General features: G+C 54.8%; 17 protein-coding genes and 3 pseudogenes. 4 read left to right on the forward strand and 16 right to left on the reverse strand.

All coding sequences use genetic code 11. From position 1 onward, the window contains the following. Positions 1-31: 31 nt before the first annotated feature. Positions 32-532: pseudogene (locus HMPREF3178_RS00195) on the reverse strand (family 43 glycosylhydrolase); the annotation flags it as partial. 55 nt (positions 533-587) lie between these two features. Then, entirely contained in the window at positions 588-2,027 is a 1,440-nt protein-coding gene (locus tag HMPREF3178_RS00200; protein WP_162098345.1) for an MFS transporter, read from the reverse strand. 1,065 nt (positions 2,028-3,092) lie between these two features. On the opposite strand from HMPREF3178_RS00200, the pseudogene HMPREF3178_RS31455 reads away from it, so the two are divergent. After that, positions 3,093-3,430, forward strand: a pseudogene (locus tag HMPREF3178_RS31455) (carbohydrate porin); the annotation flags it as partial. 64 nt (positions 3,431-3,494) lie between these two features. On the opposite strand, the gene HMPREF3178_RS00210 reads toward HMPREF3178_RS31455, so the two are convergent. From HMPREF3178_RS00210 to HMPREF3178_RS00260, 11 genes are all read right to left on the reverse strand, one after another. Further along, positions 3,495-4,454 carry a YbgA family protein gene (locus HMPREF3178_RS00210; protein ID WP_017146027.1) on the reverse strand — a complete coding sequence of 320 codons (960 nt, stop codon included), beginning with the start codon at positions 4,452-4,454 and terminating at the stop codon, positions 3,495-3,497. Between the two features lie 14 nt (positions 4,455-4,468). Next, the gene (locus tag HMPREF3178_RS00215) at positions 4,469-5,002 is read right to left on the reverse strand and encodes a DUF3833 domain-containing protein (protein ID WP_017146026.1); all 534 of its coding nucleotides are present in this window, start codon (positions 5,000-5,002) and stop codon (positions 4,469-4,471) included. After that, positions 4,999-6,222, reverse strand: a complete 1,224-nt coding sequence (locus HMPREF3178_RS00220) for an SAM-dependent methyltransferase (protein ID WP_017146025.1) — start codon at positions 6,220-6,222, stop codon at positions 4,999-5,001. Before HMPREF3178_RS00220 ends, HMPREF3178_RS00215 begins: the two co-directional genes overlap by 4 nt. Next, entirely contained in the window at positions 6,219-6,941 is a 723-nt protein-coding gene (locus tag HMPREF3178_RS00225) for a DUF1365 domain-containing protein (protein ID WP_004101529.1), read from the reverse strand. The genes HMPREF3178_RS00220 and HMPREF3178_RS00225 overlap by 4 nt, the downstream gene beginning before the upstream one ends. Before the next feature lies 1 nt (position 6,942). Continuing rightward, positions 6,943-8,202 carry an NAD(P)/FAD-dependent oxidoreductase gene (locus HMPREF3178_RS00230; protein ID WP_017146024.1) on the reverse strand — a complete coding sequence of 420 codons (1,260 nt, stop codon included), beginning with the start codon at positions 8,200-8,202 and terminating at the stop codon, positions 6,943-6,945. Beyond that, positions 8,199-8,918, reverse strand: coding sequence for an SDR family NAD(P)-dependent oxidoreductase (locus HMPREF3178_RS00235; protein WP_004101533.1), 720 nt, complete (start codon positions 8,916-8,918; stop codon positions 8,199-8,201). The genes HMPREF3178_RS00230 and HMPREF3178_RS00235 overlap by 4 nt, the downstream gene beginning before the upstream one ends. Then, a complete protein-coding gene (locus HMPREF3178_RS00240) occupies positions 8,915-9,349 on the reverse strand; it encodes a nuclear transport factor 2 family protein (protein WP_004101535.1) in 435 nt (144 codons plus the stop codon). The genes HMPREF3178_RS00235 and HMPREF3178_RS00240 overlap by 4 nt, the downstream gene beginning before the upstream one ends. A 267-nt stretch (positions 9,350-9,616) precedes the next feature. Then, positions 9,617-10,345 carry a MerR family transcriptional regulator gene (locus HMPREF3178_RS00245; RefSeq protein WP_017146023.1) on the reverse strand — a complete coding sequence of 243 codons (729 nt, stop codon included), beginning with the start codon at positions 10,343-10,345 and terminating at the stop codon, positions 9,617-9,619. A 103-nt stretch (positions 10,346-10,448) separates the two neighbouring features. After that, on the reverse strand, positions 10,449-10,793 hold the full coding sequence (locus tag HMPREF3178_RS00250; protein ID WP_004112538.1) for a DUF1294 domain-containing protein: 345 nt from the start codon (positions 10,791-10,793) through the stop codon (positions 10,449-10,451). Between the two features lie 98 nt (positions 10,794-10,891). Next, positions 10,892-12,079 (reverse strand): MFS transporter, encoded by a 1,188-nt coding sequence (locus HMPREF3178_RS00255; protein WP_029496831.1) that lies wholly within the window; start codon positions 12,077-12,079, stop codon positions 10,892-10,894. Positions 12,080-12,220: 141 nt separating this feature from the next. Continuing rightward, positions 12,221-13,357, reverse strand: coding sequence for an alpha/beta hydrolase (locus HMPREF3178_RS00260; RefSeq protein WP_016807767.1), 1,137 nt, complete (start codon positions 13,355-13,357; stop codon positions 12,221-12,223). A gap of 171 nt (positions 13,358-13,528) precedes the next feature. Between HMPREF3178_RS00260 and HMPREF3178_RS00265 the strand changes: the two genes are divergently transcribed. Together HMPREF3178_RS00265 and HMPREF3178_RS00270 are read left to right on the forward strand one after the other, a co-directional pair. After that, positions 13,529-14,413, forward strand: coding sequence for a LysR family transcriptional regulator (locus HMPREF3178_RS00265; RefSeq protein ID WP_004101545.1), 885 nt, complete (start codon positions 13,529-13,531; stop codon positions 14,411-14,413). Between the two features lie 203 nt (positions 14,414-14,616). Further along, the gene (locus tag HMPREF3178_RS00270; RefSeq protein WP_070584943.1) at positions 14,617-15,159 is read left to right on the forward strand and encodes a GNAT family N-acetyltransferase; all 543 of its coding nucleotides are present in this window, start codon (positions 14,617-14,619) and stop codon (positions 15,157-15,159) included. A gap of 68 nt (positions 15,160-15,227) precedes the next feature. Here the strand turns inward: HMPREF3178_RS00270 and HMPREF3178_RS00275 are convergent, their stop codons facing one another. Further along, on the reverse strand, positions 15,228-16,112 hold the full coding sequence (locus HMPREF3178_RS00275; RefSeq protein ID WP_024274075.1) for a LysR family transcriptional regulator: 885 nt from the start codon (positions 16,110-16,112) through the stop codon (positions 15,228-15,230). Positions 16,113-16,268: 156 nt separating this feature from the next. Here HMPREF3178_RS00275 and HMPREF3178_RS00280 point away from each other — a divergent pair, with 156 nt between their 5' ends. Next, on the forward strand, positions 16,269-17,249 hold the full coding sequence (locus HMPREF3178_RS00280) for an NAD(P)H-dependent flavin oxidoreductase (protein WP_004101551.1): 981 nt from the start codon (positions 16,269-16,271) through the stop codon (positions 17,247-17,249). Positions 17,250-17,306: 57 nt separating this feature from the next. Here the strand turns inward: HMPREF3178_RS00280 and HMPREF3178_RS30650 are convergent. Both HMPREF3178_RS30650 and HMPREF3178_RS00285 read right to left on the reverse strand, forming a co-directional pair. Continuing rightward, positions 17,307-17,423: pseudogene (locus tag HMPREF3178_RS30650) on the reverse strand (oxidoreductase); the annotation flags it as partial. Further along, positions 17,419-18,351 (reverse strand): aromatic alcohol reductase, encoded by a 933-nt coding sequence (locus HMPREF3178_RS00285; protein ID WP_004101553.1) that lies wholly within the window; start codon positions 18,349-18,351, stop codon positions 17,419-17,421. The gene HMPREF3178_RS00285 and the pseudogene HMPREF3178_RS30650, both read right to left, overlap by 5 nt. Positions 18,352-18,433: the final 82 nt, after the last annotated feature.

Raw genomic sequence — 18,433 nt, forward strand, 5'->3', positions numbered from 1 at the left:
TTACCCGAAATCTGATTTATTCAACAAAGCCGGTTTTGGTATCCAGTTCGGTTAACGTAATGCCGTCAAAAGGGTGGTGATATTCGCGATGATCCCAGGTTTGCTGCACGATATATTTTCGGCCATCATCATCGTGGAAAAGAGAGGCATCAAAACCCACGCCGTTAAGCTTGACAGGATCGCTCCAGGGGCCGCGAATATCGGTCGCGGTGGTCAGATAGTTAGTCATGTCTTTAAAGGCGCCTTCGGTGACTTTGACATCGGTATAGACTAACCAGAATTGACCGTCGGCCCAGGAGAGCGCCGGCGCCCAAATACCGCCGGATGAGGGGTTGCCTTTCATATCCAGCAGGGTGGTCGTTGACAAAGGCGCAGGGAGAAGATTCCAGTGCTCAAGGTCTTTTGACTCATGTAAACGAACGCCAGGAAACCACTCAAATGTAGAGTTGGCGATATAGTAAGTGTCCTCGACACGGATAATACTGGGGTCGGCATTAAATCCACGTAAAATAGGGTTTTGAATAAGAGACATATCATTACACCTTTTTTATTTAAAAGTTCCAACTGCGTCAGATTTATATTTTTAACTACACGCGTATCTCATCAAGCTGACGATTGATATCGGTCACGTTTTTGTCCGAGATGGGATAAACCTGGATAATGATCATTGAAATAATCGCCAAAGCAATCGGGATCCAAACTGCGGTCATTATAATCCCCTCGATTGCGCTGGCACTTTGCCGGGCGCCGGTTTCATTGAAGCCATAAACGGCCAGCAACCATAGCGGAATCGCGCCGCCGATAGTAAAGCCAATCTTAAAAAAGAGCCCCATAATAGCGTTAATGATGGCAGCGTTTCGTTTGCCCGATTTTAGTTCGCCATATGCAATCACTTCCGGCACCAGCGCCCACATGAAGCCGGTCGCTGACGTTAAGCCCCACTGTTTAATAAATGTCGCGATGTAAGCAAGCCACAGCGCATCGTGCATACCCTCGCGCGACCAAATATAGGTTAATAATTCACCGACAATGAACATGGCCAGAAAAAGATGGAAGAACCCTTTTTTGCCAAAAATTTTCTTGAGTCGCGGCCAGAAAATGGGGAAAGCAATGCCCGGAATAGAGGCGACCAGGCCAACTGCGCCCATCCATTCTGAATGGCCAACAACGTACTGATTGAAAAAGCCATTTACCGTGTTCATAAAAAACATGAACGTAAAGGCCAGCATAAAGAACAGTCCGAGAATAACCAGCGGGCGATTATGTTTGAGTTCAAGAAAAAGATCGGTGGTTTTGACGTTAGCCGTCTGTTCCGCTGTCGCCACCACACGTTCTTTGGTGAATTTATAGCAGATGAAAAGCGCCACCGCGCCAATCAACATATAAATTGAGTAAACGCCAAACCAGGCATAGTTCGCAGAAGGATCGGTATAGTTACCCAGATTGAGTTCAATACCAAAAAAACCGGTGTCCTTCAGGCTGCGATCTTTAGGCGAAGCCATTTGTACAAACATCGGGAACAGAGTATAGACAAGCAGGTTGGCGCTGTTGGCCAGCATCATTCGCGTACTGGTGAGCTTATCAATCGATTCCGGGTCGCGCGTCAGTGAAGCGTTAAGTGAACCATAAGGAATATTCACGAGCGAATAGACTAAATCCAGCGCCAGATAGATGATAAAAGCAAAAGGGACTGAACCGCGGACGCCGGGGATCGGGGCAAAAAGTAAAGCGGAAAGGATCACCAGCGGCACGCCGGCTCTGAGCAGCCAGGGACGGTATTTCCCGGCGTTCGATGTTCTCTTATCAACGAAAGTTCCCACCATCGGATCCCAAAAGACATTGATGATGCGGACAAAAAGAAATATAAACCCTGCCGTTGCTGTACTGATGGTATTGACCGTCAGCATGTGCAGAGCAAGAAAACCGCCAATTGTGCCAAAAACCAGGTTTTGAGCAAAGTCGCCCATCCCATAACCAATACGTTCCCCGCGAGTTAATTTATGATATTCGTCATGGCGACTTTGCATTATGTTTTTACCCATGCTGAGCAGACTCCGGCTTGCTGTGTAGATGTGTAACACTTTCTGACATAAATGATCTCGAAGAATCTATTACGTTTTTAAATTAATTTATTATGTTTTTTTACTTCTGTGATCATCAAAGCAAAGGCAACTCCAGAGTATGTTGAGTCGCTACACAAAAATGCTATTCCGCCTGCGTTGGAATTTTCTAAAACCACCATTTTATCCCTTACAACTTGCATTCCTGCATAAAATGTACGCCAGATATCTCCCCGAGTGTTAAATATATAAAGCTGTTATTTGCGAGATGGCTCACATTTGGGGCTTTTCTTAATCGCTGAGTGAAATAACGTAATTGAATGACCGGGCAGGAGAATAGAGGATGTGCCACAATTATTAATTTACTTTTCCCTTGATTTTGGCGTTTAGCATGCAACGGTATTTTGCGAGGGGCACGGTCAGCGTTTTTACCACCAGCGCGGCGCTGTCGCAGTCGAGTCGTTACGGTGTTCCTGGCGGTAGCGCAGGTTAATACGTCCATCACTGCCGGCGGGTGGTTGGCCGATCCGCAAGCCTTGTGGACGCTTGCACTGCAATAAAGGCATGCAGTCGAAAAGGAGAGGGACGGGACAATAACGTTTTTACCCATACTGTTTTGCATTTATGCAGCCGATGAAGACTTGCCGGGTATATGCCGCAATAATCGTAAGGATATATCCGCAGGATTTTCCTTATACCCTATGAAAAATAGCAGGGGGCTGTTGGAATAAGGATATACGTTCCGTCGCAAATGCCAGAGCCGTTACTGAGTTCACTGCTGGTCAGCGAATTATCCTTTGGGTGGATTTATACGGATTAGCATTAATGATGACTCGTTTATTAGGAGGTGCGACAACCCGAATAGTGAAAAAACCTCACTGGCCGGACAAAATAAAAATTAAATTGTTCTCATGATAGCGACATATTCTGCCTGCCCGGAATGGGATTGTTATTATCTGAATAAGATTAACCTGTCTTGAGATAAACATGACAATGATAAAAAACTTCCATCAACGATGGCGGTTATCGCCGCTGGCCTTCCGCGACTATGACAACGGCAAGGACAATAGCGACAACCGCAAAACGATGGCGCCATCGTGCGGCCAGTGTACTTCTGGAACGATGTGCATTCGGCCTGGCTGGAAGCAAGCTATCAGCGCGTCGAGTACGATCGGGGCGGCGATAACCAAGGCTGGAAGCTGACGCTGTCGCAAAACATCGCCATTGGCATGGGGGCGGAGAGCCACCCGATGCTGCGATTCTACGTCCCCGGCGGCCAGGTGGACAATAAGCACATCGCCAAAGTGAACGACAGCAGCGTCGAACGGCTGCATTCGTTAAACGTCGGCGAGATGTTTGAGGCGTGGTTCCAGGTCTGTCGGCATCTACGCGAACAGGCTGGCCTGCGCCGGCCTGTTCGCGGGTTCTGTAGACTTAATTCACCGTCAGGCGCAGGGCCAGATCCTGCGGATAGGGATCAAAGTAGTTCTGCGTCTGCAGGTAACGATCCGGGTATTCCGCCAGATAGTGCTTAAGCAGCGTTAGCGGTGCGAGGATCGGCAGCAGTCCTGAGCGATAGTTAAGGATCACGTCGCGTAACTCGCCGCGCTGGCGGCTGTTCAGCTGGTTACGGAAGTAGCCCTGAATATGCATCAGTACGTTGGTGTGATTTTTACGCGAGGCGGGCTTTTTCAGGATCGCCATCAATTTGTCGCGGTACGCCACATAGAAAGCCTCCAGATCCTCCCATTCATGCAGCGAGGCAACGAACGGGCCAATTTCCCGGTAACCCGCCTGATGGTGAGCCAGCAGCTGAAGCTTATAGCGGCTATGGAAATCCAGCAGCCCACGGCGCGTCAAGCCACTTTTGTGCAAGCAGTTGAGCTCGTGCAGGGCAAAAACTCTTTCGACAAAATTCTCACGCAGCGCCGGATCGTGCAGGCGGCCGTCCTCTTCTACCGGTAGCCAGGGATATTTCTCCAGCAGCGCGGCGGTAAATAACCCTGTGCCTTCTTTACGTCCGCGATTGCCCTTATCATCATACAGCCGCACGCGCTCCATACCGCAGCTCGGTGATTTGGCGCAGACGATAAATCCCGATAGTTCGCCCAGCGTCGTAAGGTGGGCGCTGGCAAAATCGGCCATTTTCTCCGTTACGTCGTTGTGCGGAGCATGGGTGAAGCGCATGCGGATATCCCCTTCGCGAGTTTGGACCAGCCGCAGCGCAGGCCGGGGAACGGGCAGGCCGATCGCCATCTCCGGACAGACGGGTTTAAACGCGACCCATTGCGCCAGCTCATCCATCACGAATCCCATTCGCTTATGCCCGCCGTCGAATCGCACGGCCGCACCGGTCAAACATCCGCTGATCCCAATCAAAGGTTGTGTGCTCATGGCATAATCCTCTTTTATTGTGCTGTCCGGGTGAAGAAAAGGGTGACGGTGGCGACGGTAACGCCAAATTTCTTCAACTCAGTTTTGTTGAACAGATGCGCGCCGTCCTGCAGGAACATCCAGTCGTCGAAATCGAGTCGCCAGCGGCTACCCTCGGCTTTTACGTTCATGCTGTAGCGCCAGTGAAAAGCGTTTCCCGATGCCTTGCCAAGCGCCACGCCGGTAATATCGCCAGCGGTGCCTTGATAACGGTTGTCGCCGGTGCGGCGAATGCGCCATACCCGCTGCTGCTTTTCGCCATCATCGTAGACAAAGCGTTCATGTAGCGTCAGCGTGTCGCCAACAACCTCACCGTCAATCTCAACATGAAAGCGGCGTAGCTGCTTGCCATGGCGATCCTGCACCATCCCCCATGCTTCGGTTTTACCCTGAAAATAGTGGAAGATATCCAGCGCCGGCTGCTGCTGTCGATAATCGGTCACTTCGGCGCTGCAGCCCGCCAGCGCCAGCATCAGCAGCGCGAGGCCAAGGGTCAAAATGCGTTTCATGATGTTCGCTCCGCGGTGAGCTGCACGACGCTGATGGTGCGGGCGTTAAATCCGGCCTCACAGTAGCCGAAGTAATAAAGCCACATGCGGCGGAAACGTTCATCAAAGCCGAGCTTCTCGATATCCTGCCAGGCGTGGAGAAAACGCTGCCGCCAGTGGGCCAGGGTACGGGCGTAGTCCGGGCCCATATCGAACAGATCGCGCATCACAAAATCGGTATGGCGCGTCATCAGTTCGTTCATCACTGTAATGCTGGGCAAAAATCCGCCCGGAAAGATATAGCGCTGAATAAAATCCACGCTTTTGCTGTAGCCGCGATAGCGCTGGTCCTGGATGGTGATTGCCTGGATCGCCATCCTGCCGCCCGGACGCAAGCGCGCCTGACAGGTGCGGAAAAAAGCCGGCAGATAGCGTTGGCCCACGGCCTCAATCATCTCCACCGACAGCAGCTTGTCGTACTCGCCGGTGAGATCGCGGTAATCGCAGAGCAGCACGTCGACGCGATCCTGAAGCCCGGCGCGGGCAATCCGCGCTTTGGCCCACTGAAACTGTTCCTGTGACAGGGTGGTGGTGGTGACCCGACAGCCGTAATGGCGAGCGGCGAATTCGGCCATTGCCCCCCAGCCGGTACCGATCTCCAGCAAATGATCGCCGGGCGTAAGCGCCAGACGCTCGCACAGGCGCGCCATTTTAGCCCGCTGGGCCTGGGTGAGATCCTGACCGTCATCGGTAAACAGCGCGCTGGAGTAGAGGAGCTCGTCGTCAAGAAAGCGGGCGTAAAAGTCGTTGCCCAGATCGTAATGGGCGGCGATATTCTCCTTCGCCTGCGCGCGCGAGTTGCGGCGCGTCCAGTGGCGCAGTCGTTCTACGGGCTTGCCCAGTAGCCGGAAGCCGCGCTCCAGCCGCCCCAGCACCTGGCCGTTGCGCGCCAGGATCTGCAGCAACTGCGTCAACTGCTGGCTCTCCCATTCTCCGTCCATCCAGGCCTCCGCCGCGGCAAGGCTGCCGCCAGTGAGTAAGCGCCAGTAGACGCCCGCGGAGAGGACCTGCGCGTCGGCGCGTAACGTCGCGGCGGGGTCGCCAAAGTGAAAGGTCTGCGCCCCTTCGCGAACGGTGAGCGAGCCTTCACGAATGCCGCTCAACAGACGAAAGAGCAACCAGCGCGCGATACGTACGTTGCGCGGGATATCGGGCTCAAGCGCAAAAACGGGATCGGTCATGAGCGTTCACTCCTGCTGACAGGATGGTTGTACAGCGGCACGCGCTTGAGCCACAGCCGTAGCGCCTGCCAGTAAATCGCGAGAACGGTTTTCAGCGTCATCAGCGGAATGCGCAGCAGCAGCCCTCGCAGGTTGGCCCGGGTTAAGGGTTCACGGCTCAGGGCCAGCGTGGCATCGAAGACTTTTGCCGTCTGATGGTTCTCAATATGCATATGCAGCGTTTTACCGGGCCGGTTGAATCGCCAGTGATAGACCATGTCCATCGGGTTAAACGGCGAGACGTGAAAGGCCTTATCCAGCGGACGCGTCCGTTGGCCGTCCACGGCGTAGTAATGCCGTTCATTCCACGGCGTGTTGCGCACTTCTGCCAGTACCCAGCGCAGGGCGCCTGCGCCGTCATAGCAGTAGTAAAAGTTGACCGGGTTAAAATGAAAGCCCAGATAGCGCAGCTGGGTCAGCAGCATAACGCGGCCATCCGGACGCGCGCCGGTCAGGCTTTCCAGCCGATTCAGAACCTGCGCTTTCAGCGGCGTACCCAGCGGGTAATCCGCATCGTAAAAAGAGGCGGCAGCAAAACTATTGCGGCGGATACCCACTTCGCTGAGCAGGTCCAGTTCATCCAGATCGAGCCAGGCCATGAAGATGCGATAGCGAAAATGGTGCGCTTTCGGCTGGAGACGGCGGTGGCGTAATACCCCTTCATACAGGCAGCTGTTCATTTCAGCGATTCTCCGTCGCGGCGATGCCGTTGACCACATCGAGGGCGCTGCGCACGCCATCTTCATGGAAGCCGTTATACCAGTACGCGCCGCAGAACCAGCTCCGCTGGCGGCCGTTGATCTCCTCGCGCCGCAGCTGAGCCGACCCGCTTTGTGGATTAAACAACGGATGTTCATAGACCATACGTTTCCAGACGAAGCGCGGGTCCACCGGCGTCGGCGGATTGAGGGTGACGCAGAACAGCGGGGCGTCGGCAGGCAGGCCCTGAAGAATATTCATGTTGTAGGTGACGCAGGCGCTGGCCTGATCCTGCTCGCTCAGGCGATAGTTCCAGCTGGCCCAGGCGCGCTTACGCACCGGCAGCCAGCGGGGATCGCTGTGCAGAACCACCTCGTTGCGCTGCCAGCCGATATCGCCCAGAATCTCGCGTTCGGCGACGGTGGGTTCCGCCAGCATGGCCAGCGCATCGGCCGAATGGCAGGCGAAGATCGCCTGATCGAAATGCTCCTCTCCCGTTGCCAGTTGCAACGTCACGCCATCCTGACCGCGGATAACGTTTTGCACCGGCGTATTGAGGCGGAGGCTCAGGCGATCGCCAGACCGGACAAGCAGGGCGCGGACGTATTCGCGCGAGCCGCCGGGCACCACGTACCACTGCGGACGCTGGCGGATATCCAGCAGGCCGTGATTATCAAAGAAGCGTAAGAACAGCGCCAGCGGGAAGCGACGCATCTCCTGTAGCGACGAAGACCAGATAGCGGCCCCCATCGGCAGAATGTAGTGGCGCGCAAAAAAAGGGCTAAAGCGGTGGCGCTCGAGGAAGGTCTGTAGCGTGGCGGCCGGGTCGAACGCGCCTCCCAGAGCCTGCTTCGCCAGCCGATTAAAACGGACGATTTCTCTCAGCAGACCCCAGAAGGCCGGCTTAAGCAGATTGCGTCGCTGGGCGAAAAGCGAACTCAGGCTATGACCGTTATACTCCAGGCCACTCTGCGGGTTATGGACCGAAAAGCTCATTTGCGTTTTTTGGCCGCGGATCCCCAGCTCGCTCAGCAGGCCGATAAAGTGTGGATAGGTGCGATCGTTATACACAATGAATCCGGTATCGATGGCCCACGTACCCTGCGGCGTGGCGATATCCACCGTGGCGGTGTGCCCTCCCGGCGTGGATGCAGCTTCGAACAGGGTTACCTGGTGTTGCGCGGCAAGACGCCATGCGCAGGTCAGCCCGGCAATCCCGCTGCCAATAATCGCGATTTTCATGACCGTACCATCCTGCGTAACAGCTTGCGTTGAAGACTTTCAGGAAGCCCGGCCAGCAGGCGCAGAAGCAGACAAAAGCCAGTCGGGAAGGCGATACGATCGTGACCTTTCGCCAGGCCGCGGCGAATGGCTTTCACCGCCTGCTCCACGCTCACCTGTCCAGGCATTGAAAAATCGTTCTGACGCGTTAGTGGGGTATCAACAAACCCAGGCGAAACGACCGTGACGGCGATCCCTCGTGGCTCCCAGTCCAGGCGCAGACTGTTGGCAAACCAGGTTAGCGCCGCTTTCGATGCGCCATAGGCCTCGGCCCGTGGAAAGGGCAGCCAGTGCGCCATCGAGCTCACCAGCACCACGCGATTCCCGGCTGACAGCTGCGACTGAAGCGCTGCCAGGCAGTTCACCGGCCCGAGAAAATTGGTGGTGATGACTCTTTCAACCAGCCCGGCATCAACCATGCCGCGATCGAGGTACTCGCAGGTCCCGGCGCAGAGAATGACCCAATCGGCGCGGCAGTTGGCGAGCGTCTGGCGACAGGCATCCCTGTCCGTCATATCGAATGAGAGAACGCGGATGTTGGGGCTGTGCTGCTGTAGCGCCGCCAGACGAGACGGATCGCGGCCGCAGGCAATGACAAGATGACCATCCGCAGCAAAGGATCTGGCGAGCCCGGCGCCAATGCCGGAGCTGGCGCCGGTGATCAGAACAGTCATCATTTCCGCACCCTCCGCTTGACGCCGCGCACCGCCGATCCCAGCAGGGGAAGATGTTCATACAGCATCTCTCCGGCGTCGTAGTAGTCACGCTGATGAATAATGCGTTCGTCCTCGATGGTGACCGTTGAACATCCCGCAAGCTCTAGCGCCGCTCCGCCGGCAAGTCGCGGATGCGACCAGTGCATGGTCCAGGCGACGGCAAAGCGTTGACCGGCGCAGAGCGGCGCATCGAGGGTGAAACGGCAGTGATCCACGTTAGCCAGCAGGTGTGAAAGGTAATCCTGGATTGCGGCCAGTCCCTGATGTTGGCCAAAAGGATCGATCAGCACGGCATGGGCATGGTACAGCTCGGCCAGCGCTGAGGGCGGCTGGGTATCCAGCGTGGCATAGTACGCGCTAAAACGACTGATGGCGGACGACGAGGGACGCATAGGTCACTTCCTGAGTAAACAATGTGGCATAGTTAAAACTTACACAATTAATAATATTTGTCCAAGTTTTGGTGAAAATATTTTTTATTATTGTTATTTATCATATGGTTATTATTGAATCTTTGATGCGTGGTTCTGGAGGCGTTAGCGAGAAAAGAGGCGTCTGCGAGCGGGTGCGAAAAAGTTGCACGAAAAAGCAAAGGGGGATTTTTGTTGGGGCGATACTGAGGGGCCTGTTCGCTGCGCCACGGGGTGTGGCGCATACCATTACAGCGCGACAATCTCCAGCGAGACAACCTGCTGCTGCCAGCGTTCAATCTGCCTCTGCCGGGCAGGCGAGAGTTTACCGGTCGTCACCAGCAGCCATTTGCGTTCTGGCAGGATCTCCGGTGCAAGGGTTGCGGGAGGGATGGGAAGGACGTCGATGCGGTGACCCTTGCCGGTGCGCTTGAGCGCTTCAAGCCAGATTTCGCAGGCGTCCGTCAGGTGCCAGCCGGTGATCAGATAGTTATCGCCGGGCGCTTTTTTGTCCCCTTCGAGGCAAAAGGAGGTATAGGCGATAATGATGCCATCGAGGATTTCGCGCAGCGTCATGATTGCCGGGACATTGGCGGAAACCTGGCTACGCAGCGGGCGCAGCACTTCGGTGACCAGCTCGGGGCGGGGATATTCACGACCGGCGTCGTAAATCAGCTGGCGCAGTGATTCGATTTTTCCCTCTTTCAGTCGCTGCAGCATGCTTTCCTGCAAGGTGAGCCAGTTATTTGTCCGTCGCGCGCCGGGACGGGCCAGCAGGGGCTTGACCTGGCTGACCGGCACCCCTTTTTTGACCCAGTCGAGAATTTTGAGCGCCTGCTGAATATCGTCATCGCTGTACAGACGATGGCCGCCATCGGTACGCTGTGGCTTAAGGAGGCCGTAGCGACGCTGCCAGGCGCGAAGCGTGGTCGCGTTAATGCCGCAAAGCTGCGCAAATTCACCGATGGAGTAGGTCATAAGGTACACCTGATAATCAACAATACTCTCAATAATATACTACGAATAGCGGCGGGTTGAATGGCTTGCCCCGTTTACCACCCGCCGCCAGCGTTGCCATCGCTCAGTGAGCGGAAAAAGCATACAACCCATAAATCGCCGCCATCCCTGCGATGCTGACCATCGTACTGATGACGAACCAGGTCCTGAACGGCTGCTTCTGCGTTTTGTGGCGGAACAGCCTTTGGCCCGCTATCGCGCCAGCCCAGCCGCCCAACAGGCCAAATGACAGTAAAGTGGCCTCGGGCACTCTACGCCAGGCCCTGCGCGCCGCCATTTTATCCACGCCATAAATCACCAGCGTCAGTACGTTAATCAGCAGCAGCCAGACAGCAAAGGGCCAGGAGGTAAAAAAGCTACCGATCGCTGCGAAGATCAGTAGCAGCCAGCAACACCGGTTGAGATGCATAATATGAGCCGCGGTTATTTTTCAGCGTGAATGCAAGCCGCATTATACGCATTACCCGCGACGAGAAAACTCCGCTGCTCGTATCGGATTCCGTGAGCTTATTTCGCCGGTTGACGGCTGGTGAGCAAAGTCATACCCACCGCGGCAAGCAGCAAAATGCCGCTTAAGCCAAACGCGCTTTGCCACCCCAGGCGGTCGAATGCCCAACCTCCAGCAGTTGAACCCAGCGCGATCGACAGCTGAATGACGGCGACCATCAGGCCGCCACCCGCCTCGGCATCATTGGGCAGGGTCCGCGCTATCCAGGTCCACCAGCCGGTTGGCGCCGCCGTCGCCAGCATTCCCCATAAGCTTAACAGTACGGCAACGGGCCAGACGTGGTGGCCGACCAGAAGCAGCGTTGCGGCAATCGCCGCCATCAGCAACGGGAGGGTGATTAAGGTCTGATAAAACCGGGCGTTGAGGAGCGTCGAAACGCACAGAGTGCCGATAAAACCCGCGACGCCGATAGCGAGCAGAATCAGTGACAGACCTGAGGCGCTGATATGGGTTACCGTTTCCAGAAATGGCCGCACGTAGGTAAATAAGGCAAACTGGCCCATAAAGAAAAGTCCGCAGGCCAGCAGGCCGATGGCGACGATGGGGCGGCTGAACAGACGAAGCAAAGCACCGCGTGGCCGACTCGCTGTGGCGCTTTCCATCGCTGGCAGGCTGACGCACTGCCAGATGAATGCAGCTGTCGCCAGCGGCACGAGGCAGAAAAAAGCGCCGCGCCAGCCGACGGTGGCTCCCAGGTAGCTGCCAAGCGGCGCCGCTACGACGGTTGCCAGCGCGTTACCGCCGTTGAAAATCGCCAGCGCACGGGGAACCTGGTGCGCCGGCACCAGTCTGATAGCGGTGGCCGCCGACATGGACCAGAAGCCACCGATAACGACGCCAATCAGGGCTCTTCCCGCCATATAAACCGCATAGTTGTGGGCGAGGGCAACAATCATTCCCGACGCCGCCATCAGCACCGTCAGCCCCAGCAGGAGATATTTACGATTCAGACTGCCGGCAAGGTCAGAGATGGTCAGGCTGGTCAGCACCGCCAGGGCGCCGGAAATCGCAATGCCCTGGCCTGCCAGCCCCTCGGTGATATTTAACTCTCTGGCAATCGGCGTCAGCAGGCTGACCGGCAGAAATTCGGAAGCGATAAGGACAAAAACGCACAGCGTCATGGCAAAGACGCCGCCCCAGTGGGCGGGGGGTTGAGGGTGTGGTGTATTACGACTCAATATGGACATGATGGACATCTCTGGATATTTTTTCGGCCAGATTCAGGCCCTGCCGCAAAGGACGCCTGGCATGGAATAGCGGCAAAAAAGGCGGTGAAAAGTCATGGGCGCGAGGGTCAGCCGCCCGCAAAGACGGGCGGCTCGGGGGCGTTACCTCAGGCTGGTTTTGAAGAACTGTTCAAATCTGGCAAACGGGATTTTACCGGCCGCATTATCATACAGATCGACATGGTTCGCGCCGGGGACAATGACCAGCTCTTTCTCTTTACTGCCGATAGCCTTGAAAGCGTCTTCGGCAAAATAGCGTGAGTGGGCATTTTCACCGGTTACGATCAGCGTCGGGATGGTGACTTCATTGGCATAGCTCAGCAGCGGCATATTCATAAACGACAGCGGCATGGTCGCGTTCCACGCGCCGGTTGAGTTGACGGAGCGGGCGTGGAAACCGCGCGGCATGCGGTAATAATCAAAGAACTCTTTCAATACCGGGTTCGGGTTGGCTGGCAGGGTTTCCGGCAGGATACGATCGCCCGCGCTGGCGTTGCCTTTCTCATCGACATAAATGTCATGTCCGCCCGGTGCGAAGGTACCGTTTTCCGCATCTTTCCAGCGCTGCGCGTTCAGATATTGCAGTACGGCGCGGCGATCGGCGGTGGTATAACGATCTTTACCGTCGCCAACGCCATGGCCCATCGCGCGGCTCATATCGTACATAACGCTGGTGGCCACCGCTTTGACGCGGGTATCCATCGCGGCATCGTTCAGCGCCATGCCGCCCCAGCCGCAGATGCCGAGCAGGCCGATTCGGTTGCGATCCACTTCGTTTTGCAATCCTAAAAAATCCACCGCCGCGCTGAAATCCTCAGTATTGATATCCGGCGAGGCGACGTTACGCGGATGACCGCCGCTTTCCCCCGTGTACGAAGGATCGAAGGCGAGGGTGACAAAGCCCTGTTCTGCCAGGGTCTGGGCATACAGCCCGCTGGACTGCTCTTTCACCGCGCCGAAGGGGCCGCTTACGGCAATCGCCGCCAGCTTGCGCTCGCCGCGATCTTTAGGGATGTAGAGATCGCCGACCAGGGTGATCCCGTAGCGGTTCTGGAAGGTCACCTTGCGGTGATCGACTTTCGCGCTTTTCGTAAAGGTTTTGTCCCAGGTTTCGATCAGCGAAACGGGCGCGTTCGGATTGGTTGTATCGGCATAGCTCATGGTTGTTACTCCACTTAATGATGCGCATAGCAGCATGGCTGGCATGACGGCCGTCAGTTTTCTGGTGAACGCTTTCATCAATATTTCCCCTAAAACAGGTTCCTGATACAGGTTTCATACGGACAACGCTGCTGTGCTTTGTTGCAGTGCGCTGATTATAGTTAGCAGTCAGAGTGCTGATTAGCGGGGGGAAAGTGCTAAGATTCATATCAAATTGTGATAAATAGCGAAACGGTAGCGGGGAGAATGATGGCGAGGCGGGAAAACTATAACGATCTTTACCTTTTCATGCTGGTGGTGCGGGAAGGGAGCTTTACCGCCGCCGCGCAGCGGCTTGGGCTGGCGCAATCCGGCGTCAGCCGCGCCGTACGCGAACTTGAAGAAAGGCTCGGCGTACAGCTTCTGGTGCGCACGACCCGTAAACTTTCACTTACCCAGGCCGGCGAGCAGCTCTATCGAACGGTAGAAGCGGGCTTTGATGCATTGGATTCGGGGCTTTCCACTCTGGCGTATTATCGCAACACGCCTTCCGGCACCGTCCGCATTAACGCCAGCCAGCATGCGATTGATAAAGTCCTTCTGCCGAAGCTGGCGGTGTTCAAGCAGCGCTATCCTGATATCCGGCTGGAACTTATTAGCGAAAGTCGGTTTGTCGATATTATTGCAGAGCGGTTTGATGCCGGGGTGCGTCTTGGGCCGGAGGTCGGCGGCGGCATGGTCGCAGTGCGCATTTCGCCCGATATGGAGATGGCCGTTGTCGGCACGCCCGAGCATTTTCGCCGCTACGGTTTCCCGCAAACGCCAGCGGATCTGGTCGTCCATCCCTGTATCGCTTACCAGTTTGGCGACGGTAGCCTTTACGCCTGGGAGCTGAATGAGCAGGGTAAAAAAATTACCCACCGGCCTCAGGGGCAGTGGGCTTTTGCCGACAGCTATATGGAAGCGAAAGCCGCCCGCCTGGGACTGGGCCTGGCCTATGTTCCGCAGGAGCTGGTCGCCGACGACCTGGAGCGGGGCGCGCTTATCAGAGTCCTGCAGCGTTACAGCCAGCGGCTGGAAGGCTCTTTTCTCTATTATCCTCATCGCAACGTCTCCCCCGCGCTGCGGGCGGTGATAGATACATTGCGAACTTGAGCAGGCACGAGGATGCCTGATACGGGAGACGTGCACGAGGAGAGGAGCGGTGGCCGCGGCGGTCAGTGACCGGCGCAGCGCCGAATGCGAAGTTATTAGAGAAATAAGGGTATGTATTTTTAATGTTAAATGTTGTGGTTGTATTTGTTAATTTTTACGCCAATTCCTATAATCATCGCCCAACATGTTAGTAGGGCTAAGCGATGAAGTTATTATCTACGGAGCGCACCGATATCTGTTTACTGGCGCCCGACCATGCACGGCATTTACAGGATTATTTGCTGGAAAACCGTTCTCACCTTGCGCCATTCGAACCCTTGCGAAATGACGACTATTTTACGTTAGACACTATTGCGCAAAGAATCAGCAGCGCGCGCAGAGAGGATGACGAAAAACGTAGCCTGATGCTGGTTTTCACCCTCAAAAATGAACCGCAAATCATCGGCAGTATCAACTTCACTAACTTTGTCTTCGGCGTTTTTCAGGCATGCTATCTGGGCTTTTCCCTCGATCGCGCCTGCCAGGGAAAGGGCCTGATGCGCGAAGCGTTAGAGCAGGCGATTCGGTACGTGCGTGAGAATTACGGGATACACAGGATCATGGCCAATCATCTGCCTGATAACGTGCGGAGCAGCAATACCCTTAAAAGTCTGGGTTTTGTGCAAGAGGGCTATGCGCACTCTTATCTGAAAATTAATGGTATCTGGCAGGATCACGTCCTGAACGCATTAATCTTTCCGGAATGAGTATCTGCTGTCGTGCTGTGAATTAATCCTGTTAATTTCACCCATGAGGACGGTATAAAATTTGTTTTTCACAATAAGCTCTCTAACCATTCGGTAAACACCCGAACTTTGCGGGAAAGATGGCGGTGCGGATACAAAAGTGACAGTTTGCGATCGGGGGTAGGATTGTCGGGTAAGACTTCCACTAACAGCCCCCGGTCGAGATAAGGCTGTAAAAACACGTTCATCCCCTGGACTAATCCCAGGCCTGCCAGCCCCGCAGATAAATAGGTTTCTGAGTTATCCACGACCAGCTTACCGGGAAGCGTCATTTCAACGGGGCCTTCTGGCGTGGTAAACGTCCACGGCATGCTTTGTCGGCTGTTGCTGTTAATCCAGTTGATCGCCTGATGCTGCTGTAAATCCTCCAGCGTGTTCGGCGCGCCGTAGCGGGCAATATAGGCCGGGCTGGCGCAGGTCGTCATTTTAATATTGCCCAGCTTACGGGCGATATAGTCTCCGTCATCCAGTTCCCCGACGCGGAGCAGGCAGTCAAGACCATCGCGCAGCATATCTCTCCGGCGATCTGAGCTACTAAGAATGATTTCGAGGTCAGGATGCTGGCGATAAAAATCAGGAAGCCTGGGGACAACCAGTAAAGTTGCAAAAGCGATGGGCATATCAACCCGCAACTGGCCGCGCAGTACGCGATCGGCGCCAAAAGACTCCAGCAGCTCATCCGCCTGGGAGAGTAAAGGTTTACTCCGGTGATAAAACGTTTCCCCGTCAGGCGTCAGGCTAATGCGACGCGTGGTTCGCTGCAGCAAACGCGTACCGCAGTGCTGCTCAAGCAGCTGTAAGGCTTTCGTCACGGCGGGGCGATGAACTTGCAGGTTTTCTGCTGCCTGAGTAAAGCTGCCTGATTCGACAATTTCAATAAAAATTCTTATAGATTCAAAGAGATTTAATTGCATGGCTGGATTCTTTTGCCTGATGCCAGAGTAGATATTGTTATCAATTTTATAATAGTGATGAACTTTTTTAGCTATTTTTCTAAATAATCTAACGTCATACACTCCTTCCAGCAAAAACGAACCGCGCCGTAGCGCCACTGCGAAGGATAATCCATTATGAAAACTAACCGTATCTGCCAGATCCTGCATATTGAAAAACCGGTGATTCAGGGCCCTCTCTCCTGGTTGACCGATGCCCGTCTAGTCGCCGCAGTCAGCAATGCCGGGGGACTTGGCGTACTTGGCCCTAATGCCGGATTAACCGCCGCGACTGCGGTATCAACGCCCGAAGAAACCGCTGAAAAAATGCGCGAAGAGATTCGTAAAACTAAGCAACTGACCGAAAAGCCTTTTGGTGTGAACCTGATCCCCTCTCCAGACAATGACATCTGGACTCCACCCATTCTGCAGGTAATTAAAGAAGAGGGCGTCAGCGCTGTGGTTTATACCGGCTACGGTGAAGGGGCGATCATACCGTCGTTATTTAATGAACTTAAACAGGCGGGTATTGCTATTATTTATCGCGATATCAATCCAACGCCTGAAAATACTCGTCTTGCTGAAGAGGCCGGCGCCGATATCATTGTCGCGACCGGTTTTGATGAAGGGGGAACCTTGCCGGGCACCGCGCTGGGTACTTTTTCAATCGTGCCGCTGATTGCCGATGCGGTGAAAAATATTCCGCTAATGGCTGCGGGTGGTATTACTGATAACCGCACCGCCAGAGCGGCGCACGCATTAGGCGCCGAAGGGGTATTTGCCGGTTCGGTGTTCATCGGAACGGAAGAGAGCAGGGTACCGCTGTCGATTAAAAACAGAATTATTGCCGCCAACGGTCTTGATTTGCTGCTGTTCCGCACGCAGCCGCACTACTATCGCTCCCTGCCGGGCAGGCTCGCTGAAACTTTGGTCGCAATGGATAAGGCCGGCGCAAGTCATGAAGAGCTCGGCAGAGCAATGGGGGGATTGCGTGGCTTGCGTATTGGCATGCTGGAGGGGAATGCTGAAGAAGGCTATATCTCACTCGGTACGGGGATCGGCACTATCCGCAGCATCAAAAGCGCCGCCAGTGTTGTGAACGAGTTAGCCGTAGGCTGAAAACCGACGCAACAAAATCATGACGGGATCTCGCGGTTGCCAAACCCCGTCATGGCATCACGCACCAAACGCGCCGTCAATGGTCTGCATGGCTCCAGTTACGAACGAGGCTTTCGGGCCTGCCAGCCCCGCGACCATTGTTGCGACTTCTTCGGGACGACCGTGGCGTTTAATAAATACTACTTTTGAGCCATGAGGCAATATCCTGGGTAGGTATATTATTTTGTGCATTCCACGTTTTATTACTTGGCCACCACATACCGTCTCCCCTGGCAAAAGCTGCGCGATAGCGAAGCATTCCATCGTCCGGGTTTGAACGTAGTTGTTCCAGTAGAGTGGGCAAAGTGAGTACCTTTTTTGAAAAGCATTTTTGAGTTACCCGCTCAACGGTGTCCGCCAGTTTTCTATAGGAAGTGGTTTCTCCGGCGATAAAGATAACTTCATTTCTCACCCGCGGTTGTTGCAAATAAATCGCGGTGGTCAGACGGCCAATATCCGCAGGTGTTGTTACGGTAACCTGGGTATCCCAGCTGCCGAGGGCATTAATCGTATTTTTCGATAAATTCACCACGTCGAAGGCAGGCTCGAAAAGAAAACTGGTAAACATACCGGTCGAAATAATCACCCATTCTGTGGCGATTTGTTCCCGTAATAATGTTCTGACATCATACTGTTCGTCCCAGACGGGTTGACCGCTGTCTTTTCCGACTACATCGTAATTTACGCCAAACTGCCAGGGAAAATAGCGCTTCACTCCGGCCTCCAGTACCGCACGGGTAATCTTTATCTGGGTTCCTGTGCCTGCAATAAAGCCCATGCAGTTGATGATGGTATCAAACTCTGCAAACGGGCCCGTTAACGATGCAACCGTACCAGCGGCTACGTCGCAGGCAATAAATTCTGCCCCCGCCGCCGCCAGTTGTTGATGGCTAGCAGAAAGCAACTCCCCCCGATCGCCCCACGATCCTGGCGACACGATAACCGCGACGGTACCATTTTGTCGCTTGACCGCCGGGATTAATGAGCTGAGTACGGCTGCGCCCAACTGTCCCGCTCCCAGCACTAACACCTTTTCACCTGCATTAATATGAGATTCTCTCATTCTGACTCCTTACTGATCAGATCACACTATCAATTGGGTTTAGGGAAGTTTAGGTCGATCAGCTACATTCGATAAGGACTCA

It is taken from the genome of Klebsiella sp. HMSC09D12 (genome assembly GCF_001808475.1).
GTDB lineage: Bacteria > Pseudomonadota > Gammaproteobacteria > Enterobacterales > Enterobacteriaceae > Klebsiella > Klebsiella oxytoca.